At 69.5% G+C, this 24,812-nt stretch carries 30 protein-coding genes; 8 read left to right on the forward strand and 22 right to left on the reverse strand.

Annotated elements, in window-relative coordinates; genetic code table 11:
- Positions 1 to 8 precede the first annotated feature (8 nt).
- The 3 genes from LZ009_RS16680 to LZ009_RS16690 form a co-directional block, all read right to left on the reverse strand.
- Positions 9 to 794: a LytR/AlgR family response regulator transcription factor gene (locus LZ009_RS16680; RefSeq protein WP_275699079.1), complete on the reverse strand. Its 786-nt coding sequence runs from the start codon at positions 792 to 794 to the stop codon at positions 9 to 11.
- Positions 791 to 1,852, reverse strand: coding sequence for a sensor histidine kinase (locus LZ009_RS16685; RefSeq protein WP_275699080.1), 1,062 nt, complete (start codon positions 1,850 to 1,852; stop codon positions 791 to 793). Before LZ009_RS16685 ends, LZ009_RS16680 begins: the two co-directional genes overlap by 4 nt.
- 86 nt (positions 1,853 to 1,938) lie before the next feature.
- The gene (locus tag LZ009_RS16690; RefSeq protein ID WP_275699081.1) at positions 1,939 to 2,181 is read right to left on the reverse strand and encodes a hypothetical protein; all 243 of its coding nucleotides are present in this window, start codon (positions 2,179 to 2,181) and stop codon (positions 1,939 to 1,941) included.
- A 147-nt stretch (positions 2,182 to 2,328) separates the two neighbouring features.
- Here LZ009_RS16690 and LZ009_RS16695 point away from each other — a divergent pair, with 147 nt between their 5' ends.
- Positions 2,329 to 2,769: a hemerythrin domain-containing protein gene (locus LZ009_RS16695; protein WP_275699082.1), complete on the forward strand. Its 441-nt coding sequence runs from the start codon at positions 2,329 to 2,331 to the stop codon at positions 2,767 to 2,769.
- 4 nt (positions 2,770 to 2,773) lie between these two features.
- Here LZ009_RS16695 and LZ009_RS16700 read toward each other — a convergent pair whose 3' ends face one another.
- From LZ009_RS16700 to LZ009_RS16710, 3 genes are read right to left on the reverse strand one after another with little or no spacing between them, the layout of a single operon-like run.
- The gene (locus LZ009_RS16700; RefSeq protein WP_275699083.1) at positions 2,774 to 3,181 is read right to left on the reverse strand and encodes a hypothetical protein; all 408 of its coding nucleotides are present in this window, start codon (positions 3,179 to 3,181) and stop codon (positions 2,774 to 2,776) included.
- A gap of 15 nt (positions 3,182 to 3,196) precedes the next feature.
- Positions 3,197 to 3,811, reverse strand: a complete 615-nt coding sequence (locus tag LZ009_RS16705) for a hypothetical protein (RefSeq protein WP_275699084.1) — start codon at positions 3,809 to 3,811, stop codon at positions 3,197 to 3,199.
- A gap of 6 nt (positions 3,812 to 3,817) precedes the next feature.
- Positions 3,818 to 4,162, reverse strand: coding sequence for a hypothetical protein (locus tag LZ009_RS16710; protein ID WP_275699085.1), 345 nt, complete (start codon positions 4,160 to 4,162; stop codon positions 3,818 to 3,820).
- A 58-nt stretch (positions 4,163 to 4,220) separates the two neighbouring features.
- Here LZ009_RS16710 and LZ009_RS16715 point away from each other — a divergent pair, with 58 nt between their 5' ends.
- Together LZ009_RS16715 and LZ009_RS16720 are read left to right on the forward strand one after the other, a co-directional pair.
- The gene (locus LZ009_RS16715; protein ID WP_275699086.1) at positions 4,221 to 4,820 is read left to right on the forward strand and encodes a M15 family metallopeptidase; all 600 of its coding nucleotides are present in this window, start codon (positions 4,221 to 4,223) and stop codon (positions 4,818 to 4,820) included.
- Between the two features lie 73 nt (positions 4,821 to 4,893).
- Positions 4,894 to 5,937 (forward strand): VWA domain-containing protein, encoded by a 1,044-nt coding sequence (locus LZ009_RS16720; protein WP_275699087.1) that lies wholly within the window; start codon positions 4,894 to 4,896, stop codon positions 5,935 to 5,937.
- Positions 5,938 to 5,943: 6 nt separating this feature from the next.
- Here LZ009_RS16720 and LZ009_RS16725 read toward each other — a convergent pair whose 3' ends face one another.
- The gene (locus LZ009_RS16725; protein ID WP_275699088.1) at positions 5,944 to 6,633 is read right to left on the reverse strand and encodes an SOS response-associated peptidase; all 690 of its coding nucleotides are present in this window, start codon (positions 6,631 to 6,633) and stop codon (positions 5,944 to 5,946) included.
- Between the two features lie 39 nt (positions 6,634 to 6,672).
- Here LZ009_RS16725 and LZ009_RS16730 point away from each other — a divergent pair, with 39 nt between their 5' ends.
- Positions 6,673 to 7,176 (forward strand): M48 family metallopeptidase, encoded by a 504-nt coding sequence (locus LZ009_RS16730; protein WP_275699089.1) that lies wholly within the window; start codon positions 6,673 to 6,675, stop codon positions 7,174 to 7,176.
- A gap of 4 nt (positions 7,177 to 7,180) precedes the next feature.
- Here LZ009_RS16730 and LZ009_RS16735 read toward each other — a convergent pair whose 3' ends face one another.
- The 3 genes from LZ009_RS16735 to LZ009_RS16745 all read right to left on the reverse strand — a co-directional run bounded on the left by LZ009_RS16735 (position 7,181) and on the right by LZ009_RS16745 (position 9,840).
- Positions 7,181 to 8,275, reverse strand: a complete 1,095-nt coding sequence (locus tag LZ009_RS16735) for a PAS domain-containing sensor histidine kinase (protein WP_275699090.1) — start codon at positions 8,273 to 8,275, stop codon at positions 7,181 to 7,183.
- 210 nt (positions 8,276 to 8,485) lie between these two features.
- Positions 8,486 to 9,454: a threo-3-hydroxy-L-aspartate ammonia-lyase gene (locus LZ009_RS16740; RefSeq protein ID WP_275699091.1), complete on the reverse strand. Its 969-nt coding sequence runs from the start codon at positions 9,452 to 9,454 to the stop codon at positions 8,486 to 8,488.
- A gap of 20 nt (positions 9,455 to 9,474) precedes the next feature.
- Complete coding sequence (locus LZ009_RS16745; protein ID WP_275699092.1) at positions 9,475 to 9,840, reverse strand: hypothetical protein; 366 nt, start codon at positions 9,838 to 9,840, stop codon at positions 9,475 to 9,477.
- Positions 9,841 to 9,967: 127 nt separating this feature from the next.
- On the opposite strand from LZ009_RS16745, the gene LZ009_RS16750 reads away from it, so the two are divergent.
- Positions 9,968 to 10,825 carry a hypothetical protein gene (locus LZ009_RS16750; protein WP_275699093.1) on the forward strand — a complete coding sequence of 286 codons (858 nt, stop codon included), beginning with the start codon at positions 9,968 to 9,970 and terminating at the stop codon, positions 10,823 to 10,825.
- A 13-nt stretch (positions 10,826 to 10,838) separates the two neighbouring features.
- Here the strand turns inward: LZ009_RS16750 and LZ009_RS16755 are convergent, their stop codons facing one another.
- The 5 genes from LZ009_RS16755 to LZ009_RS16775 all read right to left on the reverse strand — a co-directional run bounded on the left by LZ009_RS16755 (position 10,839) and on the right by LZ009_RS16775 (position 16,173).
- On the reverse strand, positions 10,839 to 11,834 hold the full coding sequence (locus tag LZ009_RS16755) for a tripartite tricarboxylate transporter substrate binding protein (protein WP_275699094.1): 996 nt from the start codon (positions 11,832 to 11,834) through the stop codon (positions 10,839 to 10,841).
- Positions 11,831 to 13,195 carry a sensor histidine kinase gene (locus tag LZ009_RS16760; protein WP_346730756.1) on the reverse strand — a complete coding sequence of 455 codons (1,365 nt, stop codon included), beginning with the start codon at positions 13,193 to 13,195 and terminating at the stop codon, positions 11,831 to 11,833. Before LZ009_RS16760 ends, LZ009_RS16755 begins: the two co-directional genes overlap by 4 nt.
- A 34-nt stretch (positions 13,196 to 13,229) precedes the next feature.
- A complete protein-coding gene (locus tag LZ009_RS16765) occupies positions 13,230 to 13,904 on the reverse strand; it encodes a response regulator (protein WP_275699096.1) in 675 nt (224 codons plus the stop codon).
- Between the two features lie 43 nt (positions 13,905 to 13,947).
- Positions 13,948 to 14,934: a Bug family tripartite tricarboxylate transporter substrate binding protein gene (locus tag LZ009_RS16770; RefSeq protein WP_275699097.1), complete on the reverse strand. Its 987-nt coding sequence runs from the start codon at positions 14,932 to 14,934 to the stop codon at positions 13,948 to 13,950.
- 93 nt (positions 14,935 to 15,027) lie between these two features.
- Positions 15,028 to 16,173, reverse strand: coding sequence for an MBL fold metallo-hydrolase (locus LZ009_RS16775; RefSeq protein WP_275699098.1), 1,146 nt, complete (start codon positions 16,171 to 16,173; stop codon positions 15,028 to 15,030).
- Positions 16,174 to 16,349: 176 nt separating this feature from the next.
- On the opposite strand from LZ009_RS16775, the gene LZ009_RS16780 reads away from it, so the two are divergent.
- The 3 genes from LZ009_RS16780 (at position 16,350) to LZ009_RS16790 (ending at position 18,265) form a co-directional block, all read left to right on the forward strand.
- Complete coding sequence (locus LZ009_RS16780; protein WP_275699099.1) at positions 16,350 to 16,883, forward strand: hypothetical protein; 534 nt, start codon at positions 16,350 to 16,352, stop codon at positions 16,881 to 16,883.
- A 135-nt stretch (positions 16,884 to 17,018) separates the two neighbouring features.
- Complete coding sequence (locus tag LZ009_RS16785) at positions 17,019 to 17,447, forward strand: hypothetical protein (RefSeq protein WP_275699100.1); 429 nt, start codon at positions 17,019 to 17,021, stop codon at positions 17,445 to 17,447.
- 155 nt (positions 17,448 to 17,602) lie between these two features.
- Positions 17,603 to 18,265: a hypothetical protein gene (locus tag LZ009_RS16790; protein ID WP_275699101.1), complete on the forward strand. Its 663-nt coding sequence runs from the start codon at positions 17,603 to 17,605 to the stop codon at positions 18,263 to 18,265.
- On the opposite strand, the gene LZ009_RS16795 is transcribed toward LZ009_RS16790, so the two are convergent.
- The 7 genes from LZ009_RS16795 to LZ009_RS16825 all read right to left on the reverse strand — a co-directional run bounded on the left by LZ009_RS16795 (position 18,154) and on the right by LZ009_RS16825 (position 24,776).
- The gene (locus tag LZ009_RS16795; protein ID WP_275699102.1) at positions 18,154 to 18,810 is read right to left on the reverse strand and encodes a hypothetical protein; all 657 of its coding nucleotides are present in this window, start codon (positions 18,808 to 18,810) and stop codon (positions 18,154 to 18,156) included. The two genes, LZ009_RS16790 and LZ009_RS16795, sit on opposite strands and share 112 nt — an antisense overlap.
- 4 nt (positions 18,811 to 18,814) lie before the next feature.
- Positions 18,815 to 19,600 carry a DUF899 domain-containing protein gene (locus LZ009_RS16800; RefSeq protein WP_275699103.1) on the reverse strand — a complete coding sequence of 262 codons (786 nt, stop codon included), beginning with the start codon at positions 19,598 to 19,600 and terminating at the stop codon, positions 18,815 to 18,817.
- A gap of 70 nt (positions 19,601 to 19,670) precedes the next feature.
- Positions 19,671 to 20,330 (reverse strand): Vgb family protein, encoded by a 660-nt coding sequence (locus LZ009_RS16805; RefSeq protein ID WP_275699104.1) that lies wholly within the window; start codon positions 20,328 to 20,330, stop codon positions 19,671 to 19,673.
- A gap of 44 nt (positions 20,331 to 20,374) precedes the next feature.
- Complete coding sequence (locus LZ009_RS16810; protein WP_275699105.1) at positions 20,375 to 21,592, reverse strand: helix-turn-helix domain-containing protein; 1,218 nt, start codon at positions 21,590 to 21,592, stop codon at positions 20,375 to 20,377.
- 12 nt (positions 21,593 to 21,604) lie between these two features.
- Complete coding sequence (locus LZ009_RS16815) at positions 21,605 to 21,841, reverse strand: hypothetical protein (protein ID WP_275699106.1); 237 nt, start codon at positions 21,839 to 21,841, stop codon at positions 21,605 to 21,607.
- A 106-nt stretch (positions 21,842 to 21,947) separates the two neighbouring features.
- On the reverse strand, positions 21,948 to 23,360 hold the full coding sequence (locus tag LZ009_RS16820; RefSeq protein WP_275699107.1) for an aspartate aminotransferase family protein: 1,413 nt from the start codon (positions 23,358 to 23,360) through the stop codon (positions 21,948 to 21,950).
- 9 nt (positions 23,361 to 23,369) lie between these two features.
- Positions 23,370 to 24,776: a glutamine synthetase family protein gene (locus tag LZ009_RS16825; RefSeq protein ID WP_275699108.1), complete on the reverse strand. Its 1,407-nt coding sequence runs from the start codon at positions 24,774 to 24,776 to the stop codon at positions 23,370 to 23,372.
- Between the last annotated feature and the right edge of the window lie 36 nt (positions 24,777 to 24,812).

Here is a 24,812-nt window from a genome sequence, read left to right on the forward strand (position 1 = left end):
CGCCCGGCTCACATCTGACGGAACAGGTGCAGGTAGCTCCGGCTCACCGGCAGCACCTCTTTCCGCCCCTTCAGGTGCACGCCGGCCGTCTCGTTCTCGCTGCGCGTGACGTGGCTGATCGCGCGCAGGTTCACCACCACCGAGCGGTGGACCTGCGCGAACTGCGCGGGGTCCAGCTGCGGCACCAGTGTCTTCAGCGGCACGCTGATCAGGGCTTCGGCCGGCTTGCCGTCCTCGCCGCGCCAGGCCACCAGCGTGTACTTCTCGTCCGAGCGCAGGAAGTCGATCTCGTCGACGTGGATCAGGCGCACGGTGCCGGCGGTGCTGGCGCGCAGCCAGCGCAGCGGCGCGGGGGCACTGCCGGCCTTGAGTTGCGCGGCCAGCTGCTGCAGCAGGTCCTCGGTCAGCGACGGCGGCTGCGCCTCGCGCAGGCGCGCCTGCAAGCGCGCCACCGTGGTCGCGAGCCGCGCCGCGTCGACCGGCTTCACCAGGTAGTCGAGCGCGCCCTGCTCGAAGGCCTGCAGCGCGTACTGCTCGAAGGCGGTGACGAAGACGACGTGGGCGCGGCCACCGATCTGGCGTGCCGCATCCACGCCCGACACGCCGGGCATGTGCACGTCGAGGAAGCAGATCGCCGGCCGCAAAGCTTCCACCTGTTCGACGGCCTCGCGGCCGTTGCGGGCCTGGGCGACGATCTCCAGTTCCGGCCAGGCCTGCGCAAGCATCTGCGCAAGCTCCTCGCGCAGCAGGGGTTCGTCGTCGGCGATCAATGCGGTCGCCCGTGCGGTCGTCATGCCTGGCTCCTTTGCGCGGGAATCTCGAATTCGGCGACGGCGCCGTGCGGCGAATTGGCGGCCAGGCGCACCTGCGCGTCGCCGAACGACAGCCGCAGCCGCTCGCGCAGGTTGGCGAGGCCGGTGCCCGTCCCGCTGCCGCCTTGCTCCAGGCCGACGCCCGTGTCGACCACGCGGGCGATGCAGCGCCCCTCGCGCACGGTCACGCTGACGTCGATGCGGCCGCCCTCTTCGCCCGGGTCGATGCCATGGCGCACCGCGTTTTCCACCAGCGTCAGCAGCGCCATCGGCGGGCAGCGCAGGTCCTGCGCTTCCTCGTCGGCGTGCACCGAGAACTGCAGGCGGTCCGGCATGCGCAAGTGCATCAGGTCGAGATAGGCCCGCACCAGGGCGATTTCGCGCGCCACCGTGCCGTCGGCGTCGCCGAGCCCCGGCATGGCGGCGCGCAGGTAGGCGATCAGGCTGTCCAGCACCGCCGGCGCCCGCGGCGAACCGGCCTTGACCAGCGCCCGCACGTTGGCGAGCGTGTTGAACAGGAAGTGCGGCTGCACCTGCGCCTGCAGCAGCCGCATGCGCGCGTCCACGGCCTGCCGCTCGAGCTCGCTGCGTTCCAGCTGGAAGGCCAGGGCCTGGTGCCGCGCCTGCGCCTCGCGCTGCCGCACCAGCGCGGCGAAGGCGATCCACGGGCCGAACAGCAGGCCGGGGCCCAGCAGGCCGTAGAAGCCGGCGCGCTGCGCCGGGTCGCCCATGATCTCGTGGACGCGGGCGCCGCTGTGGACGCCGAACGCCATCAGCACGCCGATCGGGATCGCGACCAGCACGCCCAGCAACTGCAGCACCCAGCGCGCCAGCCAGCGCGGCGGGTTGCGCGGCCACTGCTCGAAGACCGAGAACGCCAGCAAGGCGACCAGGGCGACCGTGGCCGTGCGCATCGTCCACACCGCGAAGGGCGTGCGCGAGCGGTCGAACACCAGCGCGAAGCCCAGCGCCACGAGCAGCGTGAATCCCAGGCGCGGCCACAAGGTCTTGCGCCAGCCTGGCAGAGAAAGGGTTTCCATGCCCGGCAGTGTGGCAGCCGGGCGCGGGCGCGCAAGCGCGGCCCGATGAAGGACGGATGGGCCGGACGAGTTGCGTCCGGCGCGGGCTATTTCGCGCCCATCTTCCCTTCCATCACCATGACCAGGTGCCGCTTGGCTTCTTCCAGCTGCGCCTTGTCGGCATCGTGCACCTTGCGGAAGAAGGCCGCGCACTCGGGCGAGTTGGCCGCTTCGGCATCCTTGATGTACTGGTCGTAGGCCAGCAGGGCCTGCGCCTTGTTCTGCATCAGCGTGATCCAGTCGTAGGCGAGGTCGCTCAGCGGATGGGGATCGGTGGGTTTCTCTTTCATGGCGGTGCCTTTCCTGGGGGCTTTCAGGATACGGCGCAGCCGCCGCGGCGGACGTAGGCGCGCAACTACAGGAAGCGTCGCGGCACGCCGCGGCACGGGGATGCATGCGCGCGCTAGCGTAGTTCCAACCAACGAAGGAATCCACCCATGGCCCAACAAGACGCAACCGTCCTCCTCGACGAAGACCACAACGCAGTGATGCGCCTGTTCGAGCAGTACAAGGCCGCGCACGATGGCAACCGCCAGGAAGTGCTGGCCTCCCAGATCTGCCAGGAACTGCTGGTGCACATGCAGATCGAGGAAGAGATCTTCTACCCGGCCTTCCAGGCGGCGACCGGCGACATGGCGCTGCTGAAGGACGCGCAGAAGGAGCACGCGGAGGCGCGCGAGATGATCGCGAAGATCCAGGCCGACCGCAAGAACGCCAAGCTGATGCTGGAGCTGGAAGACGCGATCCTGCACCACGTGAACGACGAGCGCGAAAAGATGTTCCCCGAGGCGCGCAAGGCGCAGGGCATGGACCTGATGGCGCTGGCCGACCAGCTCGAAGCGCGCAAGAGCGAGCTGATGGAAGACCACCCCGCCTGATCGTTCAGGCGGGCACGTCCTTCTCCAGCAGCGTGGCCTGCAGCTTGCCGGCCGCGTCGAAGGAGAACACGCGCCAGCGCGCCTTCTGCGCCGTCGAGCCGCTTTCCTGCGCGACCCGGAAGCCGGCGCGCAGCAGTTCCACCGCGGCCAGCTGCCCCACCTCGTCCGGCGGGGTGGCCAGGTTGGCCGGCGGCCGGATCGACACCAGCGCCTGGAACTCGCCGTAGAAAGCGTCGTCCGGGCTCTCGCGGCTCACGCGCACCTCGAAGACACCATTGCGGCCACGGAAGTAAGTGCCGCCCGGGTAGTTGTCGCTGTCCCGCTCCTCGCCGTCGGCCACCCCCAGCGCGCCGAACACGCGGCGCGCCACGTCCGGCAGCGGGTCGGGGGTCGAGAGGTAGAGCAAGGGCATGGGCGGCTTCTCCGGTCAGCAGTCGCAAGCGTAAGCGATGTAGGGCTCGTCGAGCGCGGGGGAGGTCGACTTGTGGACGGCGGGCGTGATCTCGCGCCCCAGCTCCTCGCTCCAGGCTTCGCCCCATTCGGCCAGCTTGGGATAGGCGTCGGCCACCTTGTCGGGATGGAAGAAGCCCGTCTTGTTGGGCCGGCATTCCAGGCGCGAGTCGCTCACGATGAAGGCATCGATGTCGCTCTTGCCCTTGCCGCGGCTGTCGAAGTGCTGGCCCTTCTTGTTCGGGTTGCTGGAGGTGTAGGTGGCCGCCGAGCCGCGCACGCCGACGGTCTTGCAGGCGATGCCCTGCTTCTGCGCCGTCTGGCACAACTCCTCCATGCAGGTCTCGAACTGGTCGCGGTTTTCGAAGCCCAGGGGATAGCCGCGCTCGTCCAGCGAAGAGAAGCAGGGCTGCACCGGCTTGGAGCTGGCAGCGGGCAGCGGCTTGTCCGCCGGTTTCGGCTGCGTCTTGGCCTGGCCCGCGCCGGCCTTGTCCGGCGGGGCGAAGCTCTTGCCGGCGGGCTTGGACGGCGGCTTGTCCGCCGCAGCGGCCGCGAGTTCGGCCCAGGTTTTCTTGGGAGGCGGGCTGGACATGGCGCCTCAGGGCGTGCCGCCGGCGGCGCGCACGCGGCGCTCCAGCGTGCGGATCTTTTCCTGCGGACTCAGCAGGCTGTTGGCCAGCACGGGAGCGGCCCACTCCTGCTTCTCGAAGCCCGGTCCGTACATCAGGTGAAGCACGATGTAGCTGCCCAGGTGGTCGTCGCGCTCCAGCCCGAAGGCCGCGGCGGACTCGCGCATGCGTTCGACGGCGGCGCAGCGCTGGGCGTCGTCGCGGCCGGCGAAGACCTGCGGAAAGCGCGCGTCCACATAGGCGGCCACCCGGCGGTTGCCGGCTTCGCGCGCGTGCTCGCTGAGCACCTGCATCTGCTGGACGCTGAGTCGCATGGACGGCACCTCCGCTGCGGGGCCAGTATAGTCAGGCGATCCCATCTTGCCCATACCGATGCGCTGCGAAGACATCGCCACCCATCCCGACTTCCGCCAGCTGTGCACCCTGGAGCGCATTGCGGTCGACCTGCGCTACGCGACCCTGGACAACTTCGTCGGGCGCAACCTCTATGGCGCCCTCGATTGCGGCTGGGTGCACCACCTGGCCGCCACCGGCCTGGAGCAGGCTGCCGCGCTGCTGGAACAGGAAGCGCCGGGACACCGGCTGCTCGTGCTCGATGCCGTGCGGCCGCACCGCGTGCAGATCCAGCTCTGGGACCACCTCGATGGCACCGACCTGCGCCAGTACGTGGCCGATCCGGCGCGCGGCTCCATCCATTCCTTCGGCATGGCCCTCGACGCCACCCTCATCGATCCGCAGGGCCGCGAGCTCGACATGGGGACCGGCTACGACGAGATGACCGAGCTGTCGCATCCGAAACTGGAGGCGGCGCACCTGGCCAGCGGCCAGCTGACCGCGCAGCAGGTGCGCAACCGCGAACTGCTGCGCAGGGTGATGACCCAAAGCGGCTTCAACGCGATCGACAACGAATGGTGGCACTTCGACATGGGTGACCGCCAGCACGTGCGCAGCACCTTCACCCGCGTCGACTGATCGCGGCGCGCCGGCGGTTGCCAAGCCGCCGCTTCGCAGGCACGATGGCAGCGCTGCCCTGCGCGAGACCGCGATGTCCTTCCTGTGGCCCCACTACTTCTGGCTGATGCCGGCGCTGCTGCTGTTGCCAGCGGCGTACGTGTGGCTCCTGCGCCGGCGCCACAAGCAGGCCGTGCGCTTCAGCAACCTGGGGATCGCGCGTGCCGCCAATGCCGGCCGCAGCTGGCGCCGCCACCTGCCCCCGGCCCTGCTCTTCCTCGCCTGTTCGGTGCTGGTGTTCGCCGCGGCGCGCCCGGTGGCGCGCGTGACGCTGCCCTGGTCGCGCAGTTCGGTCATCCTGGCCATCGACGTGTCGCTCAGCATGCGCGTGAACGACGTCAAGCCGACCCGGCTCGAGGCGGCGCAGCAGGCGGCCAAGGCCTTCCTGAAGGACCTGCCCAAGGGTGTCGAGGTCGGCTTGGTCACCTTCGCGGGCAGCAGCCAGGTGGCGCAGCGCCTCACGCTGGAGCGCGAGCCGCTGGTCGCCGCCATCGATGCCTTCCAGATGCAGATCGGCACCGCCGTGGGCAGCGCCATCGTGGTATCGCTGGCGGAGCTCTTCCCCGACCACGGCCTCGACGTCGGCGACATGACCTTCGGCAGCCGCAAGCAGTCGCGCAGCATCGACAACGCCGGCAAGCCGCCGCCCAAGCCGATCACGCCAGTTGCGCCGGGTTCGTACAAGTCGGCCGCCATCATCCTGCTGACCGACGGCCGGCGCACGACCGGCGTCGACACCTTGACGGCGGCGAAGCTCGCGGCCGATCGCGGCGTGCGGATCGACGTCGTCGGGCTCGGCACGGTGGATGGCGCGGCCGCCACGCCCGAAGGCCTGCCGATCTACATGCAGCTGGACGAGCCGACGCTGCGCGAAGTGGCGCGCATGACGGCGGGCGAATACCACCAGGCCGGCAGCGCCGAGAAGCTGCGCAGCGTCTACGAGCACCTCGGCTCGCGGCTGCAGGTGCAGACGCGCGAGCAGGAGGTGACGGGCTTGTTCGCGCTGGCTGCGCTGCTGCTGGCCGTCGCGGCCGGCACCCTGTCGGTGCTCTGGTTCGGGCGCTCGATCGGGGCCTGAGCCCCGTCAGAACAGCATGGGCTCCTGCGGCGGCGGTGCCGGGGGCGTGCGCGGCGGCAGCGGCGCCGGCGTGGCATCGAGCGCGCCCTCGTACATCTGGAAGAAGCCGGATGCGGCCGCCACGTCGCAATCGAGCCAGGCGTCGTAGTCCGACTCGTCCAGGACGATGGGCATGCGTTTCTCTTCGCCGGGCTTGTGGAAGCGCGAGTACAGGGGATGCGCGTCGCAGTTCATCGTGAGCATCGCGAAGGTCCACGACTTGCGGCCGTCGGGCGCGGTCCATTCGCGGTAGATGCCGGCAACGCCCATGGGCACCATTCCGGGCCGCGTCACGCCCCAGCGCACCGGCCGCCCGCCTTCGGGCGGGTAGTAGGGCTCGAACAGGACTTCGGCCGGCACGATGCAGCGCCAACCCCTCCTCCAGCTTTCACGGAAGCTCGCGAGCTGGTGCACCGTCTCGCTGCGCGCGTTGTAGGTGCGGCGGCCGTATGCCACCTCCTTGGCGAAGCCGGGGACCAGCCCGTAGTGCCCGGTCTCCACCACGCGCTGGTGGCCCGAGCCCGGATCGGCCTTGCGGATGAAGGGCGCCAGGCCCGTCGGCCAGATCTCGGGCGGCAGCTTCGGGTCCTCGCGGAAGACACCGAAGAAGTGGAGCAGGCGCTCCTGCGAGCTGACGGCGACGTAGTTGCTGCACACGGCCCGATTCTGCCTTGCCCCGCATGGGAAAATCCCGGCGTGCCCGAGAACGACTTCCGCCTGCCCTACCTGCAGGGCTATCCGCCCGAACTGCTGGAGCAGGTGCGCAAGCTCGTCACCGAAGGCCGCCTGGCCGAAGTCGTCGCCAAGCGGCACCCGGAGCCGCACGACATCCGCAGCGAGCGGGCGCTCTACGACTACGTCAACGACTTCAAGACGCGCTACCTGCGCAGCGCGCCGCCGCTGGCGAAAGTGGCCTACGACCCCAAGCTGCACATCCTGAAGAACGTGCTGGGCACCCACAGCACGGTGTCGCGCGTACAGGGCAACAAACTCAAGGCCAAGCGCGAGATCCGCATCGCCACGCTGTTCAAGGAGGCGCCGGCCGACTTCCTGCGCATGATCGTCGTGCACGAGCTCGCGCACCTCAAGGAGCGCGAGCACGACAAGGCCTTCTACGCCTTGTGCGCGCACATGGAGCCGGAGTACCACCAGCTGGAGTTCGACCTGCGCCTGTGGCTGACGGCGCAGGACCTGGCCTAGTCGCCTAGGCGGCCGTGTGCCGCGGCAGCACCAGCCGGAAGATGGTGGCGCCCTGCGCGGAGTCCACCTCGAGGTCGCCGCCGTGCGCCTGCGCGATGGCCTTGGCGATGAAGAGCCCCAGGCCCAGTCCCTGGCCGCGGCCGCCGTGGTGGCGGCCCGAACGGAACGGCTCGAAGAGCTGCGGCAGCACCTCGAGCGCAATGGCGCCTTCGTTGCGCACCTCCACGGACACGCGCTCGGCGTCGCCGGTCAGGCGCAGGTTCACCGGCGAGCCGGGCGTGCCGTGCTGCACGGCATTGGAGGCGAGGTTGGAAATCGCCTGCAGGATGCGCTGCTCGTCCCACGCACCCTCGCCGTCGACCTGGCATTCGAACGTGACCAGGCGGTCGGTCGCGATGCCCCGCACCTCCTCGATGATGTGCTGGCAGACCTTGCGCATGTCGGTGGGGGCGGGGTGGACGGAGATGCCTTGCCCTTCGCGCTCGCGCGACAGGTCCAGCAGGTCGCCGACGATGTGGCGGATGCGGCTCACGGCCCGCGTGACGTTCTCCGCCTGCTTCCTCACGGCCGGCGTCGCATCCGGCACGCGGCCCAGCATGTGCGCGGCCAGCTGGATGGTGTTGAGCGGGTCGCGGATGTCGTGGCCGACGATGGCGAGGATCCACTTCTCGAAATCGCGCGCCAGCTCCAGCTGCTCGCGGTCGTGCTGCTGCTGCGCGTCCTGCGCCTTGCGGCGCTGGTCCACGTCGACGCAGCTGCCGATGAAGCCCGCGAACGCACCGCTGTCGTCGGTGTAGGGCACGCCGCGGTCGAGGATCCAGCGGTGGCTGCCGTCCCGGCAGCGCAGGCGGTACTCCATCTCGAAGGCCTGGCGCCGCTCGAAGTGGTCCAGGTAGAGGGCCAGGCAGCGCTGGAAGTCCTCGGGATGCACGCCCTCGGCCCAGCCGTCACCCAGCTCCTGCGCCATGGTGCGGCCGGTGTAATCGAGCCAGGTCTGGTTGAAGTAGTCGCACTTGGCGTCCAGCCCCGCGCGCCAGACCATCACCGGCGCATGCTCGACGAGCAGGCGGTATTCGGTGGCGCCGAGTGCGCGGTCCATCGGACGACTATGCGCCATCGTGCTCGTCTTTGGCAAGCCGTTATGCAGCCGCAGCCGGCCGAGCGCTCCGCGCCCAGCGCCGCGCGAACCGCGCCGCCGGGCCGGGCGGGCGCAACGCATTCGTCACCGGTCCGCAGGTGGTCGACCGCTCGTTCCAGGTCATGGGCGAATGCGCCCGCGCGCAGTGGGACCGCTTCCGGCTGTGATCCGCTAGCCGGCCGCGGCCAGCAGGCTCGCGAAGCGGGCCATGTCGACGTTGCCGCCACTGAGCAGCACGCCGACCTTCCTGCCCTTCAGCTCGCCCTTCATGCGGCGCGCCGCGGCGAAGCCGAGGCAGCCCGTGGGCTCCACCACCAGCTTCATGCGCGAAGCCAGGAAGCCCATGCAGTCCACCAGCTCCGCGTCGCTGGCGGTGAGGATGTCCGTCACGTCGCGCTGGATGAGGGGAAAGGTGATCGCGCCCAGGTGCTGGGTCTGCGCGCCGTCGGCAATCGTCTTGGGCACCTCGATGTTGACGATGGCGCCCTTGCGGAAGGACTGCTGGCCGTCGTTGCCGGCTTCCGGTTCCACGCCGTAGATGCTGCAGTCGGGCGCCAGCGCGCGCAGCGCCAGCGCACTGCCCGAAAGCAGGCCGCCGCCACCGAGCGGTGCGAAGAAGGCGTCGAGCGGACCGACTTCCTCGACCAGCTCCTTGGCCGCCGTGCCCTGCCCCGCCAGCACGTCGGCGTGGTCGTAGGGCGGGATCAGCGTGAGGCCGTGCTTGTCGGCCAGCTCGCGGCCGATCTGTTCGCGGTCCTCGGTGTAGCGGTCGTAGAGGACGACCGTGCCGCCGTAGCCCTTGGTCGCAGCCACCTTCGCGGCGGGCGCGTCCTTCGGCATCACGATGGTGGCCGGGATGCCCAGGATGCGCGCCGACAGCGCGATTGCCTGCGCGTGGTTGCCCGAGGAAAAGGCCACCACGCCCAGCCGGCGCTGCTCGGGCGTGAACTTCGCCAGCGCGTTGAAGCCGCCGCGGAACTTGAAGGCGCCCATGCGCTGCAGGTTCTCGCACTTGAAGAAGACCTGCGCGCCGAACTGCTCGTCGACGGTGCGCGAGGTGAGCACCGGCGTCTTGTGGGCGTGGCCCTGGATGCGTTCGGAAGCGGCGACGACGTCGGCGTAGGTGGGTAGGGGGTTCATCGGGAAGGATTTTGCAGCTTTTAGCGCTGCACCTTCCAGATGCCTCCCGCCTCGAAGCGCTTCACCCCCGGATCCTGCACCTTGAAGTCGACCTCGACCTCGTCGCCCGCCTTGACCTCGTCGAAGTCGAAGATGTCGCCGTCGACGTGCACGAGGCCCGTGCGGCCCTCCTGGTCGCGCAGCTGCAGCGTCTCGTCGCCGCTGTCGACGCTCACCACGGTGTAGATGCCGGGCATGGCGCCGCCGGCCACGCCGTCGCGCCAGTCGAAGCGTCCCGGCGCCAGCGGACGGATCGGCCGCGCGATGGGGTGCGCGGGGCGCTGCGCCCAGGCACCGACGGTGCCCAGCATCGCCAACGTGGACAGGAAGATGCGTCGCTGCAGCATGGCGACGATGGTTCCCGGCGCGCGCCGCCCCGGGAATTGGACCAAGGTCCCATCCGCGCAGCGTTCCGGCCTTCGAACCATGGGAGCGGGCGATTCTGCTAGAAAGGGCACAACCGCCGCCACCTGCATGACCGACCTGCTTGCCTCCACCCTGCTTGCCGCCCTGCCCGGACTGAAGGTCGAACGCGCCGAGCTGGCGGGCATCCGGCTGGCCGGTCCCTTGCAGCTCACCCCGCAGGCCGTCGGCGAACTGCAGGCCGCCGCGTGGTCCCTGGCGCCGCTGGCCGAGGCCAACGGCGAGATCCGCGCGCGGATCACCGACGCGCAGCTGTTCTTCGATGCGGACGTGAACGTCCCCATCCGCCAGGGCCGCATCGATTTCGACGACGCCAGCGTGGCCCACGTGGGGCCGGATTCGCGCATGGGCGCGGCGCCCGAGGGCGTCTACGTGGATGCGGCGAACGGCCGCAGCTACCTGTACCGCTTTCCGCAGACGCCCATGCCCGGCGTCGAATACGAGAAGCGCGCCGCCTTGCTGGGCCCTTGGGTGTCCGACCGCGGCAAGCTGGACCTGCAGCCCTTTGCCGAGGCCCTGCTGCACCAGGGCCGCAGCAGCCCGGGCCTGGGCTTCAGCGAGCAGACGCTGAGGCTGCTGGCGCGCACGGCGCTGCAGGGCGAATTGCGGCTGGGCGACGGACCCTTCGCCGTGCCGGGCCTGCAAGGTGAGCTGTTCGGCCGCGCGGAAGGCAACAACACGATTCGCCCTTATTCCGCAGCGGTCGACCGCGGCGTGGCCTTCGAGCTGCCGGCCTTCGCACTGCGCAAGGCCGTGGTCACGGCGGAGGGCACGCAGCTCGCGTGCGACGAGATCACCGGTGCGCTGTCGCTGCAGTTCGTGTTGGAGGGTCCGCGGATCGGCTACGTGCTTGAGATTGCCAGCGTGAAGCTCAAAGGCCTGAGCTACGCGGCTCTGACGGCCGCGTAGTTGCGCAGCCGCGTCATGGAGGCACGACCCGCAGGTTGAGCTGCCTGGCCAGCGCGCGGTACTTGTCGGCGCTTTGTTCGACGAACTTGTCGAGCGCGGCGCCGCTCAGGGTGAAGGGGTACATGCCGGACTGCTCGCGCAATTGCGCGAAGCCGGGGCTGGCGGTGGCGCGGTCAATGGCAGCGACCCAGGCCCTGTAGTCGGCATCCGGGACGCCTGGACCGAGGTAGAGACCGCGGACGATGGGCCACACGAGGTCGAGCCCTTGCTCGCGTGCGGTCGGAGCGGACGCGAACGGCGCGGCCAACCTGCCCTCCGAAAGCACCGCAATGATGCGTACTGCGCCGGGCTCCTTCAGCAGCACCTGCCGCACTTCCGATGCGTCGCCTGCGAACACGTCGACGTGACCGCCCCGCAATGCGGCCAGCGCCTCGCCCCCGCCCTCGAAAGAGACGAAGCGCATGGAACGATGGTCGCGGCCCGCGCCTCGCACGAGCAAGGCGGCCTTGACCCAGTCCTGGCTGCCCACGGTGCCGCCCGCGCCGAACACGACCCGCCCCGCGTCCTTGCGCAGCGCCGCCAGCAGATCCTGCAGGGAGACGATGGGAGAGCCGTTGCGCACGGCAATGACACCGTAGTCCGTGCCGATCGCCGCCAGCCAGCGGACATCGCCGGGCTTGTGGGGGCCGAACTTGCCTTGCACGAGGTTCAACAGGGAGCCGCTGGAGAAAGCAACAAGGACATTGGGATCGGACATGTTCTGGCTGACCGCTCGGTCGAAGGCGACGGCACCTATGCCCCCCGGCATGTAGGTGATCCGCATGTCGGCCCCGCGCTCGGCACGTGCAGCCCGCAACATGTCCCTGGCAAGGTGGCAGGTCATGTCGAACCCTCCGCCTTGCTTGGCGGGGACGACACACTCCGCTGCCTCGGCGGCGGCAGATGCCGGTGCGCACGCGAGCAGCATCGCCGCAGCGGCGGCCGCTCGCAGGATGTCGAGGCCTTTCATCGTGGAGCCTCTGCAAAGGTCGGCGCGGTTGCGGCGAAACCGCGCGGCCACCAGATGGAAGCGGACAGGCCGCGCCCCGCTGCCCGGGGTTCCAGGCGAAGGACGCCTCCGTGGCGCTGGGCAATGGAGCGCGCGATCGCCAGTCCGAGGCCCGACCCGGACTTCGTGCTGTTGACGCCACGCCTGAAGCGCACGCCCAGGGTCTGCCGCTCCTCTTCGCTCAAGCCCGGACCGTTGTCTTCCACGTTCAGGCTCCAACCCAGTTGATCGGCTGCAGCGGACACGGTCACCCGCCCGCGTTCGGGGACGTAGACGATCGCATTGGCAACCAGGTTGGCGAGCGCTTCCCGCATCAGCGAGCGATCCGCGGTGGCCGGCTGGGAGGCAGCTTCCACGCCCAGGTCGATCTGGCGGGCCCGTGCCTGGGGCAACAGGTCGACCGCGACCTCCTGCACCAGCTCGCGCAAATCCAGGTCGCCCACGCGCAGCTGCACGGTATCGCTGCGCGCGAGCGTCAGCAGCTGCTGCGTGCTGCGGGTGGCGCGGGCGAGCTCCTCGCGCGCGGCCTCCACCGCCGAACGCACGCCTTGCTGGTCCTGCTCCCGCAAGGCGTAATCCATCTGCATCTGCAGGGTCGTCAGGTGGGTGCGCAACTGGTGGGACGCGTCGTCGAGGAAGGAGCGCTGTTGCGTCACCAGTTCGCGCGTCCTCGCCATGTGGTGGTTCACGGCCTGCACCAGGGGCCGCACGTCGGCGGGCAGGTCGGTATCCTCCAGCGGCGTCAGGTCGCTGCCCTTGCGGGCCGCGACCTCTTTCCCCAGCCTTGCGAGCGGACGCACCGCCAGCGACACCGCCGCCGTGGCGCACAGCATGGTCAAGGCAAGGATCACCGCGTCGCGTGCGGCAGCGCGAACGACGAACGAGCGCGTGAACTCCTGCCGCGATTGCGTGCTTTCGGCGACCTGGATCATCACGTACTTGGCCGCGGACTGCGCCACCGGCCGGTCCAGCTCCCTCAGGTAAGCCGCGACGCGAACCGGCTCCCGAAAATAGGTGGCGTCATAGAAGACCGGCGTGCCCGGATTCAACTTGTCCGGGGGCTCGGGCAGGTCCGCGCTCCCGAGTTCCACCAGGCCATCGGACGTCGCCACCCGGAAGTACACCTGCCCGCTGGCCGTCAGTTCGAAGAACTCGAACATGCGGTAAGGCAGTTCCACCGACAGGCCGCCGGACTGCGTGGAAATGTTGGAGTCGATCGACTTGACGGCGCCGAGCAAGGAACGGTCGTAAGCTGCGTTGGCCGCTGCCACGGCGTCCACGTCGGTGATCCTCAGTTCGACCAGGGTCACGATGGCGAGCATCGGCAGCAAGAGCAGGAAGATACCCCTGCGCAGGCTAAGGCGCTTCAGATGCTTCCAGCGCATAGCCTAGCCCCCGCAAGGTGACGATCTGCACCCCCGAGCCCTCCAGGCGCTTGCGCAGCCTGTGCACCATCACTTCGATGGCCTCGGGGTGGATGTCCTTGTCGTCGGAGAAGATGCGTTCGGTGATCTGCTGCTTGGACAAGGGCTCGCCGCTGCGCTGGACCAGCACGCGCAGGACCGCGTATTCCCGCGGCGTGAGCTGCAGCGGTGCCGAGCGCAGGGAGAATTTCTTGGTGGTCGTGTCGTAGACGAGGGGCCCGCAGGCGAAGCGGGAGCTCTCGACGCCGCGCGCCCTGCGCACCAGCGCATTCAGCCTGGCCTCCAGTTCGGCAAGCTCGAACGGCTTGGCCAGGAAGTCGTCCGCGCCTTCGTTGAGCGAGCGGACCTTGTCGGCCAGCGAGTCGCGGGCCGTCAGGATCAAGGTGGGCAGCCGGCTTCCCCCGGCGCGCAAGGCGCGCAGCACCTCGTAGCCATCCATGTCCGGCAACCCGAGGTCGAGGACCAGGGCGTCATGGTCGCCCTTGGCCAAGGCGCGCTCCGCCATCCGCCCGTTGTCCACCCACTCCACGACGATGCCCACGCGCTCGAGCGCCCGGCAGAGCCAGGTGCCCAGGGTGTGTTCGTCTTCGGCCAGGAGGACTCGCATGGTCTTTTGGTGCGTCGCCGTTGCTACGCCGCGGCACCCGGTCTCAATCCGGTTTGATCCTGGCGCGCTGCACGACGGTTTTCCAGCGATTCTGCTCCGCGGCGATGAACTGGGCGAACTGCGCCGGGCTGCCCCCGATCGGTTCGGCGGCGTCGCCGTGCAGCCGTTCCACCGCGGCGGGAATTTTCATGGCCTTCGCGATTTCGACGGCGAGCCGTTCGACGTTGGCCTGCGGCATCGACGCCGGCGCCAGCATGCCGTACCACTGCGTCATTTCGAACCCGGGGAAACCTTGCTCCGCCACCGTGGGAAGGTCGGGAAGCTGGGCCAGGCGGCGCGTCGAACCCGTCGCGATGCAGCGCACCTTGCCGGCCTTGATCTGCGGCAGGATGGCCGAGGCGCCCACCGCTGCCGCCTCGAGCCGGCCGGCAAGCAGGTCGGTGAGTTGGGGTCCGGTACCGCGGTAAGGCACGTGCAGGAGGAAGACCCCCGAGGCCATCTTCAGGTACTCGAAGGCCAGGTGCCCCGCGCTTCCATTGCCGGCGGACCCATAGCTCATCTGGCCCGGCCTGGCCTTGGCCAAGGCCAGGAATTCCTTCAGGTTGCGCGCCGGCACGTCGGGATTCACCACGTACAGGCTCGGCACCTTCGCCAGCAGGCTGACGGGCTTGAAGTCCTTGTTGGCGTCGTAAGGCAGCTTCTCGTACATGTAGGGGTTCACGGCCAAGGTGCCGATGTGCCCCAGGATCACGGTGTGCTGGTCGTCGGCGCGAGCGACCTCGCTCATGGCGATGTTGCCCGAGGCGCCGGGCTTGTTGTCGACGAAGACGTTCTGCCCGAGCGACTTCGACAGCTCGCCCGCGACCGAGCGAGCGATGATTTCGGAACTGCCCCCTGGGGCGAAAGGGACCACGAAGCGGATCGGCTTGCTCGGCCAGCCGGGCTGGGCCATGGCGAGCGAAGGGGCGCCGAGCGAGGCGGCAAGCGCGGAAGCACCTGCGAGGAAGTGCCGGCGGGTGGGAGTGGACATGGATTCTCGGATCGGTTGGAGATGGGCCGGCCCCGCGCATTCGCAGGGCCGGGAAACAGGGGACTGGGCGCCTTCAAGGCGCCAGCCACCGCATCAGTCGTAGGTGCACTCGAGCGCGCCGGCACGCGGATTGGCGAACTGCGTTCCGGGGCCCGGGCCTTCCGCCGGCAGGCCGTACGCCGCCTTCATGGCCGTGTTCGGCGTCGTGCGCAGGCCCTTGCTGTCGTAGATCCACGCATCCCAGTAGTTGGTGGGATAGACCTGGGGCACGCCAAGCGCCACGAGCAGCTGCTTCAGCTTCGGCTGGTCATCCGGGTTGTACGCATAGTGCATCCCGTAGCGCAGGTTGAAGTTCACGCCGTTGGCCGCGCGGGCATCCAGGTGATGCGGCATGAACGTCTTGACGCCATACGCCGGAATCACCGTGCGGGCCTGGTACACCATCCGCGACTCGGGGCCGCCCTGCCAGATCTCGAAGCCGGTCAGCTTGGCATCCTTGAGCGCCGCATTCAGGTTCTGCAGTGGCGAGCCGTAAGTGACGGTCGTGGTCACGCCGTTGCTGACCGACGTGACGACACGCGGCGTCGTCAGGTCCGGGCCACCCGCCCCACTGTCCGAAGTGAACCAGCTGAGGACCTTCCCGTCCTTCGTGCGCACCGTGAACAGGAAGCCGAAGGTCTCCGGGGTGCCGGTGCCGTTGCTGAATTCGTTGCATTCGACGCTGTGCACCCAGCGCACAGCCCTCACCTCGGCAAAGTCGCTGAGCTTGATGACTTCGCCGCCCTTGAGCCCCACGCACTGCGCTGCCGGAATGCCGTAGGTCGCCACCAGGGTCGTGCAGGCGGCGGGCGGTGCATACACCATCTTCCCCGTCTGCTTGGCCCACTCCGGCAGCTGGACGGAATGGTCGGGGTGCACGTGACCGAGCAGGATCACGTCGATCGACAGCGCCGTGGTGGGCGTGCCGCCCGGGCCGCTCTTGATCGCGGTGAGCGCGGTGGTGACGCTGCCCGCGCGCGGCGTGCTGCCCGAGTTGACCACTTCGCCATCGAGGAGCACCCCCTTGTCGCCGATCTGGTAGTGCCAGTTGGTGATGCCGAACCAGGTCATGCGCACGTTCTCCGGCGCATTCGCCAGGGGATCGGGAGGAGGCGGAGCCGAATTGCCGCCACCGCAGGCGGCAAGCAGGGTGACAAGCGCGAGTGCCGCCAGATGTCTCATCCAGTTTTTCAATGTCATGGTGTCCTCGGGTTGAAAGCTGTTCCTGGTGGCACGTGCGATGCGCGCTCCTGCAGGACGGGCGGACGATACGGAAACCGCGCTTTCAGTCGGCTTTCAAAACACACTAGGGATAACGCGGACCTGCGGCTGGAATCGGTGGCGCACGCTACGAGTCCCTGCGCAGCACCCGACCCATGAACCTGCTTCCTCGTCATCCAGCCTTTCGATCGTCGTTGGTGCTCGCCACCATTGCTGCCGCCCTGGCCACCGCATGCTCGGTGCAAGAGCCGGCGGCCGTATCGATCGCGAGTCCCACACCGGTCGTCACGCAACGCCCGCTGGCCGTGGCGCAACACGCGTCGCCCGCCCCGGCACCAGCGAGATTCCTTCTCACCGGGGTCGTCGCGATGGCGGGTCACCCGGGGCAGGGCATGGCCTTGGTGTCCGTCGATGGGCAACGCGAACAGGCGGTCCGCGCAGGGGCAGTCCTGGCCCAAGGGTGGACCTTGCACGAAGTGCATGAAGAGCTGGCTCTGCTGCTCTCGGCAGATGGCGGCCGCCAGGTGCTGCACGTGGAAGCGCGCGCGCCTGCTCCGACCGGGTCCGTCGGCCACCAACGGCAGGAGCCTTCCCTGCCCGCAGCCTCGCTCGCCAAACCGGCGGAAGTTCCCTCTGCGCTGGCAGTGGAACTGGCAAACCGTGAAATGAGCGCGCCCGCCAGCGATTGATTCGCCGCGGCCGCGCTTGCGGCGTCCATGCGTCGGAATCAACGCACACACCCTCGGCCTGCGCACTGCTGCCGCCCGAGTGCGCGGAGGGCTCAAATGACTCCAGAGCGGGAAGTTTCCGCATAGGAGTACCTCATGAAGAAGTTCATCTTGTCGGCCGTCGCCGTGGGCGCACTGGCCATCGGCGGCGTCGCGCAGGCCGACGTGATCGACAGCGTTGGCAACACCATCTCGCGCATCTTCGGCGTGCCTTACGACGCCAGGCCGGCCGGCTCCGCGCCCATCGTCAGCGGCGTCTACACGGACGCCTACGGCCATCGCTTCGGATACGACGCCGCGGGCCGGCAGGTTCCCCTCGACCAGTACGGCAGCTATCGCGACCAATGGGGCCGCACCGTCTACCTGGGCGCCAACAACCAGCCGCTGTACACCGAACAGAACGGCCAGCTGGTTCCCTACGGCCCCGTGTCCGGCCCGTACGCCTTGGGCCCGCAGTACGACCGCGACGGCGACGGCATCCCGGACGGCTACGACCGCTACCCGAACGACTCGCGCTATCGCTGACGCGCCCCGGCCGCTGCAAGGCTTGACACTTAGGTGCTAGCTGCAGCGGCCGAGTGTTGCGGATCCTCCGCAGATCGACGTCTCCCCCGCCTGAATCCCGCCGGACTCGCGCCGCGCGCGGCTATCCTCTGCGTCCAAACGAGAGGAGAAAAATCATGTTCATCTGGGGAGCCAAAGGGGTGGTGGCCGATCTGGGACACCAGGGCGACCGCCCGTGTCCGACCTGCGAGAAGGAGCGTCCCTTCCACCTGATGCTGCAGTACACGGCGCGGCACTTCTGGTACGTCTTCAAATGGGTCACCGGCAAGCAGTACGCCAGCGTGTGTGCCGTCTGCCAGCGGGGCCAGCGGCTCGACACCAAGACGATCGAGGCCAAGCTGCCCAAGCCGCCGATTCCCTTCGCCACGCGCGGAAGCTGGATGATCCTGGTGGGCCTGCTCGCCATCGCCGCCGTGTTCGGGGTGATCGACGACACCAGCCGCAGCTCGAGCCGCGAGACCTACCTGGCCACGCCGGCCAAGGGCGACCGGTACGTGGTGAACGTCGCCGGCCTGATGCAGTCGCCGCAGTCCAAGTACCTGTACACCATCCTGCGCGTGCGCGAGGTCAAGGCGGATGGCGTCGAATTCGATGCGGCGACCTGGTTCTACCCAGGCGCCTCGGGACCGAACAAGGACATGCGCGACGGCAAGCTGGACCAGCCGGGTTACTTCAGCCCGACGCCGATCGTCCTCTCGCGCGACAAGATCGCGCGCCTGCACGCGGACCACGCCATCCACTCCATCGACCGCGCACCCGGCCCGGGCCTGGGCTCCTGAGAATCCGGGCCGATCGCAGCACGCAGTCCGCGCGCTGCGAGAGCGCTGGCAACGGCGGTCACGAGCAGCATCGCGGCCAGGTGAAGGCCCACCGCGGCCAGCACCAGCAGCACGGAGCCTGACAGGGCGATCTCCTTGCCCGGCATGCCGCTCGCGCACAAGGGCAGCAGCGCCGGCACCAGCATCCAGCTGGCGCCGTGCGCCATGGCCACGATGAAGGCCCACACGCCGAGTCCCACATGATCGGCCGGGCGGCCGTGGACGTGCACCGCCACCACGGCCAGCAGCAAGACCACCGCCACGCCCTGCACGACCAGCGGACTGAACTCGCGCCCGAAGGCCAGCGCCAGCGGCACGGCGGCCGCCACGACCAGCACCGACAACGCATTGCCGACGGCGATCGGCACCAGCGCGCGCAGCAGGCACGTGCCTCCTTTGCGTTCACGCCACGCCACGATGCCCCAGCCCGCCAGCGGGTTCAGGCCATGCAGCGCCCCGGACGCCGCGACGGCGAGCCAGGGCCACAGTGCCTGCGAAGCCGCCACGTCCTCAGTCCGCGCAATGCGGGCAGGCCGCGGCCGGCACCGCCACCTTCTCGGGCGCGGGCTGGTACGTCTGTCCCGCCTCGTAGCGGTCGTGATGCCGCACCCACTCCATCTTGTAGAAGGTGTCGCGCTCGTTGCGCCCTTGCGGCGTGAGGTCCATCAGCGTGTAGGCGCCCATCATGGCTTCCACGCCGCGGCCGAAGGTGCTGTAGGTGTGGAAGACGGCGCCAGCGTCGTCGCGGGCGAACACGCTGATGCCCGGTGCTTCCTCCGCCGGGAAATAGCCCTTGCGGTAGTTGTAGTCGACCTCGCCGCCGGCGAGCTCCTCCGGCGTGAAGCTCACGCGGAAGTCGAAGTTGAAGTCGCTGCCGTTCGACGACACCCAGTCGAACTGCCAGCCCATGCGCTCGCGAAAGCGCTGGATGTCGGCCAGCGGCGCGCGCGAAACGGCGACGAAGCGGATGTCGCGATGCGCGAGGTGCACGTTCATGCCGTCCATGTGGTCTGCCATGTACGAGCAGCTGGGGCAGCCCTGCTCCCAGCCCGGGCCGAACATGAAGTGCTGCACCAGCAGCTGGCGCTTGCCTTCGAAGACCTCGGCGAGCGTGCGCGGGCCGGCCTGCGTCGCGAAGACGTAGTCCTTCTCGACGCGGCGCCACGGCAAGGCGCGGCGCTCGCTCGCGACCTGGTCGCGCAGGCGCGTGAGTTCCTTCTCGCGGGCCAGCAGCTTGCGGCGCTCTTCGGTCCAGAGCGAGTCGGAAGCGATGCGGTGCGGGGTCTGGGTGGTCATGGTGACTCCTGGTTGTGCATGCGGCGGCCCGACCCGGGCCGGGCCGCATGCGTTGCGAAAAAGGATGGGACTAGCGCGCGGACTTCGGCTTGCGCACAGCCCGCAGCTTGCCGCTGCCGCCGCCGCCGCAGTACAGGAGATCGGCGCCGTCGGACTCGAGTCCGCTCACGAAGGCACCCGCGGGCATCCGCAGGCGCTCCAGCACTTCGCCGCTGCGCGGCTCCACGCGGCGCAGCTCGCTCTCGTCGCCCTCCCGGGTGGCGTGCCAGAGCTCGCCGTCGACCCAGGTGACGCCGGTGACGAAGCGGTTGGATGCGATGGTGCGCTGGATGGCGCCGGTTTCCGGATCCACCTGGTGGATCTGGCGACCCCGGTAGTTGCCGACCCAGAGGCTGCCTTCGGCCCAGGTGAGGCCCGAGGCGCCGTCCGCGGCCGGCGCGGGAATCGAGGCCAGCGTCGCGCCGGTGGCCGGGTCGATCTTCTCGATGCGCCCGCCCGCGATCTGCCACAGGTGCTTGCCGTCGAAGGCGGTGCCGGCGTCGCAAGCGTGCGGCAGCGTGCGGACGACCTCGCCCGTGCCCGGCTCGATGGCCAGCAGCTGCTCGCCGGTCGCCGCCCAGACGTGGCGGCCGTCGTAGCTCACGCCCGCCACGCCCTTGCTGCCGCCGAAGGGGCCGTACTCGCGCACGACCTCGGCGGTCGGTGCGGGCTTTTCCGTTGTGGTGTTCATCGCAGGTCCTTCTTGCGCCGTTCCGCGGCGCGATGGAAAGGACTCTACGCGCCGGCCAGCGAAGCCGGGAGTAACAAGATTGTCGTGAAATCCACCAGCGGCGGCGCGACCCAGCGCTGCGCGCGCGAGCGCCCCACGCTGCGCACCTGGCCGGCGGCTTCCAGCTCGGAGAGGGCGCGCTGCACGGTGCGCTGGCTGGCGTCCAGCGCCAGCGCCAGCGCGGAGGTCGACCAGGCCGCGCCGTCGGACAGCAGCGCCAGCAACGAGGCTTGCTCGCCGGCGATCGGAGGTGCCAGCAGGACGACCTCGGCCGGCGCGCGCAAGCTGAAGCCGCGCGGCGTGGCTTCGATGGCCGCGATGCCTTTGAGAAGCGCACGCAGCCGGCCCAGTTCGACCCGCAGCCGCGCGCGATGGGTTTCGTCGGGCCGCCGGGTGCGGAAAGCCGTGGCGATCAAGGCATCGCGATCCGCGTCGTGCGGCCAGGCTTGCGCGAGCGACTGCGCCAGCGCGAACAGGATGGGCCGGCGTGCCAGCGGCACCCAGGAGCCGCCGGCCGCGACGCCGCGCCTGCAGGCGTCGAGCACCAGCGCACCCGAGGCCAGCAAGGCCTCGACCTCCTCCAGCTGCAAGGGCTGCTGCGAATCGCCCGCCACGCGCCTCGCCGCGGGGCGATCCAGTGCCGAGCGCGCCTCCGCCACTTCCGCGATCAAGGCGGGGATGCCCGAGCGATAGGCGGCCTGGTGCGCGCGTGCGAGCGCCGCCTTGGCGGGCGCACAGCGCAGTGAGCTTAAGGCGAGTTCGGCGGCAGCGAGTTCCGCGACGGCGGCTTTCGCGGGGGAAAGCTGGCGCACGTCCAGTTCCCGCAAGGTGTCCGCGGCTTCGGCGAGCCGCCCGAGCAGCAGCGCCCGCCGGGCGGCCACGAGGCGCGCGTGGGCGGCATTGGCCGCATCGCCATGCTGCTCCAGCGTCCTGGCCACCGCGATCAGTTCGCGCGGCGTGCCCGCGAGTTCGCGCAGTGCGAGCCGGACTTCCGCCTCCGCCAGCACGCAACGCGCGCGCGCGAGTTCATGGCGCGGGCCGAACGCGCGCGCTGCCCGCCGCAACAGGTCGCAGGCCTTGCCGTGCTCGCCCAGCTGCGCCATCGCGATGCCGCGCAGCGCCAGCGCCGGCGGGTCGTCGCGCAGCGCCACGCCCTTGAGCGCGCCCAGCGGGTCGCCCGCGGCAAGCGCGCGGGCAGATGCGGTGAGGAGTGAGTCGAGCACTGGCCCGCGAGACTACAGCAGCGGCGCGCCCTCTTCCTTTTCGTTGGCGATCAGGAAGGCCTGCATGCCGGCCACGATGCCGCCCATGCACTGGCCGGCGGTGCCGGGGAAGCGGCCGTCGCCGGCCAGCTTCTGCAGACTTTCCGCGATGCTCAGGATGCGCGCGCGGTCCGCGCCGGAGGTGTCCAGGCCGCCCGCCAACGCGAATCCGACCGCCTGGCCGCAGCCGTCGAGGGCTTCGTTCAGCATCTCCAATGTCAATGGCGTTCCCGCCGGGACCTGGTTCATTTTCGATTCCTCCCGATGCAAAACGCCAAGCCTAGCGCGCCCGGCGGAAATTGGGTTCTGACCCCAATTAAGCGGCGGGCGCCCAGCCGGCGGCGCGCGCCTCGGCCAGGGTGCGGTCCAGCGCCTCCCGCACCAGGGCCATCATGTCGTCGATCTGCGCGCGGGTGATGACGAGCGGTGGCGCGACGATCATGCGGTCGCCGACGGCGCGCATCACCAGGCCGTTGTCGAAGCAGTGCCGGCGGCAGACGAGGCCGATGCCGTGTTCCACCGCGAAGGCCTCGCCCGTGGGCGGATGGCGGCACAGCTGCACCGCAGCCATCAGGCCGCAGCTCTGGACCTCGGCCACGATGGGATGGTCACGTAGCGCCTCGAGCTTCTGCGCGAGGTAAGGGCCGGTGTCCTCGCGCACGCAGTCGACCAGGCCCTGCTGCGCGATCAGTTCCAGGTTGGCGAAGCCCACGGCGCAGGCCACCGGATGCCCGGAATAGGTGTAGCCATGCTCGAACTCGCCGCCGCGCTCGATCAGCACCTTGGCCACGCGTTCGCCCACCATGGTGCCGCCCAGGGGCACGTAGCCGCTGGTGATCCCCTTGGCGAAAGTCATCAGGTCGGGCCGCGTGCCGAAGGTCTCGCAGCCCCACCAGCGGCCGGTGCGGCCGAAGCCGGTGATCACCTCGTCGCTGATCAGGAGGATGCCGTAGCGGTCGCAGATGCGCTGGATCTCGGGCCAGTAGGTCGCGGGCGGGACGATCACGCCGCCCGCGCCTTGCACCGGCTCGCCGATGAAGGCCGCCACGCGCTCGGGGCCCACTTCCAGGATCTTCTCCTCCAGCCAGCGCGCGGCCACCAGCCCGAAGGCGTCGCGCGACAGCCCCTTGGCCACGCCCTCACGATGCGCCCAGGCATGCGGCTGGCCGATGTGCACGATGTCGGGAATCGGCAGGCCGCCCTGCGCATGCATCGCCGCCATGCCGCCCAGCGACGCCGCAGCCATCGTGGAGCCGTGGTACGCGTTGACGCGCGAGATGATCACCTTGCGCTGCGGCTCGCCCATCAGGTCCCAGTAGCGGCGCGCGAGCCGGATGTTGGTGTCGTTGGCTTCCGAGCCGGACCCGCTGAAGAACACATGGCGGAAGTGCGGCGGCGTGAGGGTGGCCAGGCGCTGCGCCAGCGCCGTCGCCGGCGGCGTCGTGGTCTGGAAGAAGGCGTTGTAGTAAGGCAGCGTGCGCATCTGCCGCGTCGCGGCTTCGATCAGCGCCTCCTGGCCGTAGCCCACGTTCACGCACCACAGGCCCGACATCGCATCGAGGATGCGCTTGCCCTCGCTGTCCCACACGTAGACGCCTTCGCCGCGCGTGATGACGCGCACGCCCTTGGCCGCCAGCGCTTGGTGGTCGGTGAAAGGATGCAACAGGTGGGCGGCGTCGGCCTCCTGCCACTCGCGGGTGGGGTGCTGCTCGAAAGGATGGAGTTCCACGCCGGCCCTTCAGACGTGCAGCAGCAGGTGCTCGCGCTCCCAGGGCGAGATCACCCGCATGAATTCCTCGTGCTCGAGGTCCTTGATCTCGGTGTAGACCGTCAGGAACTCCTGCCCGAGCACCTGGGCCAGGTCGGCGCAGCCGCGCAGCAGCGGCACCGCTTCGGCCAGGCTGCGCGGCAGCGCCTCGGCGCTCTGGTAGGCGTCGCCCGCGCACTCCTGCGTGGGCTCCAGCCGCTGCTCGATGCCCAGGTAGCCGCAGGCCATGGTCGCCGCCAGCGCGAGATAGGGATTGGCGTCGGCGCCGATCACCCGGTTCTCCACGCGGCGCGCCTGCGGCGTGGACACCGGCGAGCGGATGCCCACGGTGCGGTTGTCGATGCCCCACTCGGTGTTGATCGGCGCGGCGGTGAAGCGGGCGAGGCGCCGGTAGCTGTTCACGTACGGGGCGAACAACGCCATCGCCGCGGGCACGTACTTCTGCAGCCCGCCGATGTACCAGAAGAATTCGCGGCTGGGCGAACCGTCCTCGTTGCTGAACATGTTCTGCCCGGTCGCCTTGTCCACCAGGCTCTGGTGCACGTGCATCGCGCTGCCCGGCTCGCCGGCGATCGGCTTGGCCATGAAGGTGGCGTACATGTCGTGCCGCAGCGCCGCCTCGCGCACGATGCGCTTGAACAGGAACACCTCGTCGGCGATGTCCAGCGGCGCCGACGAATGCAGGAAGTTGATCTCCATCTGCCCGGCGCCCACCTCGTGGATCAGCGTGTCCACGCTCAGGTTCATCTTCTCGCAGTAGTCGTAGACATCCTCGAACAGGGGATCGAATTCGTTCACCGCGTCGATCGAATAGGCCTGGCGCGACGTCTCGGCCCGGCCGCTGCGGCCCACGGGCGTCTTCAGCGGCAGGTCCGGATCGGTGTTGCGCGCCACCAGGTAGAACTCGAGCTCCGGCGCGACGACCGGCGACCAGCCCTTGGCGTCGAACAGTTCGCAGACGCGGCGCAGCACCGAACGCGGCGCAAACGGCACGAGAACGCCATTGCGGTCATAGCAGTCGTGGATGACCTGCGCGGTGGGATCGGTGGCCCAGGGCACGATGCGCACGGTGCGCGGGTCGGCCACCAGGTGCATGTCGGAGTCGTGGCGGCTGATGACGTCGAAGAAGGGGCCGTCGCTGGGATATTCGCCGGTGACGCTCATCGCGACCACCACTTCGGGCAGCCGCATGCCGCGGTCTTCGGTGAACTTCTCGCGCGGCAGGATCTTGCCCCGGGCCACGCCCGTGAGGTCGGGCACCAGGCATTCGATTTCCGTCACCCGCCGCTCGTCGAGCCACTTCTCCAGCTCGGCGAACTGCGACTGCCGGCGCTCCTTGAGGATGCTCACGCGGTGGGCGGGATCGCTTTTGCGCATGACCCATGCTAGCCCTGCGGCAGGGATCCGGGTTGT

It is taken from the genome of Ramlibacter paludis, assembly GCF_022012305.1.
GTDB lineage: Bacteria > Pseudomonadota > Gammaproteobacteria > Burkholderiales > Burkholderiaceae_C > Ramlibacter > Ramlibacter paludis.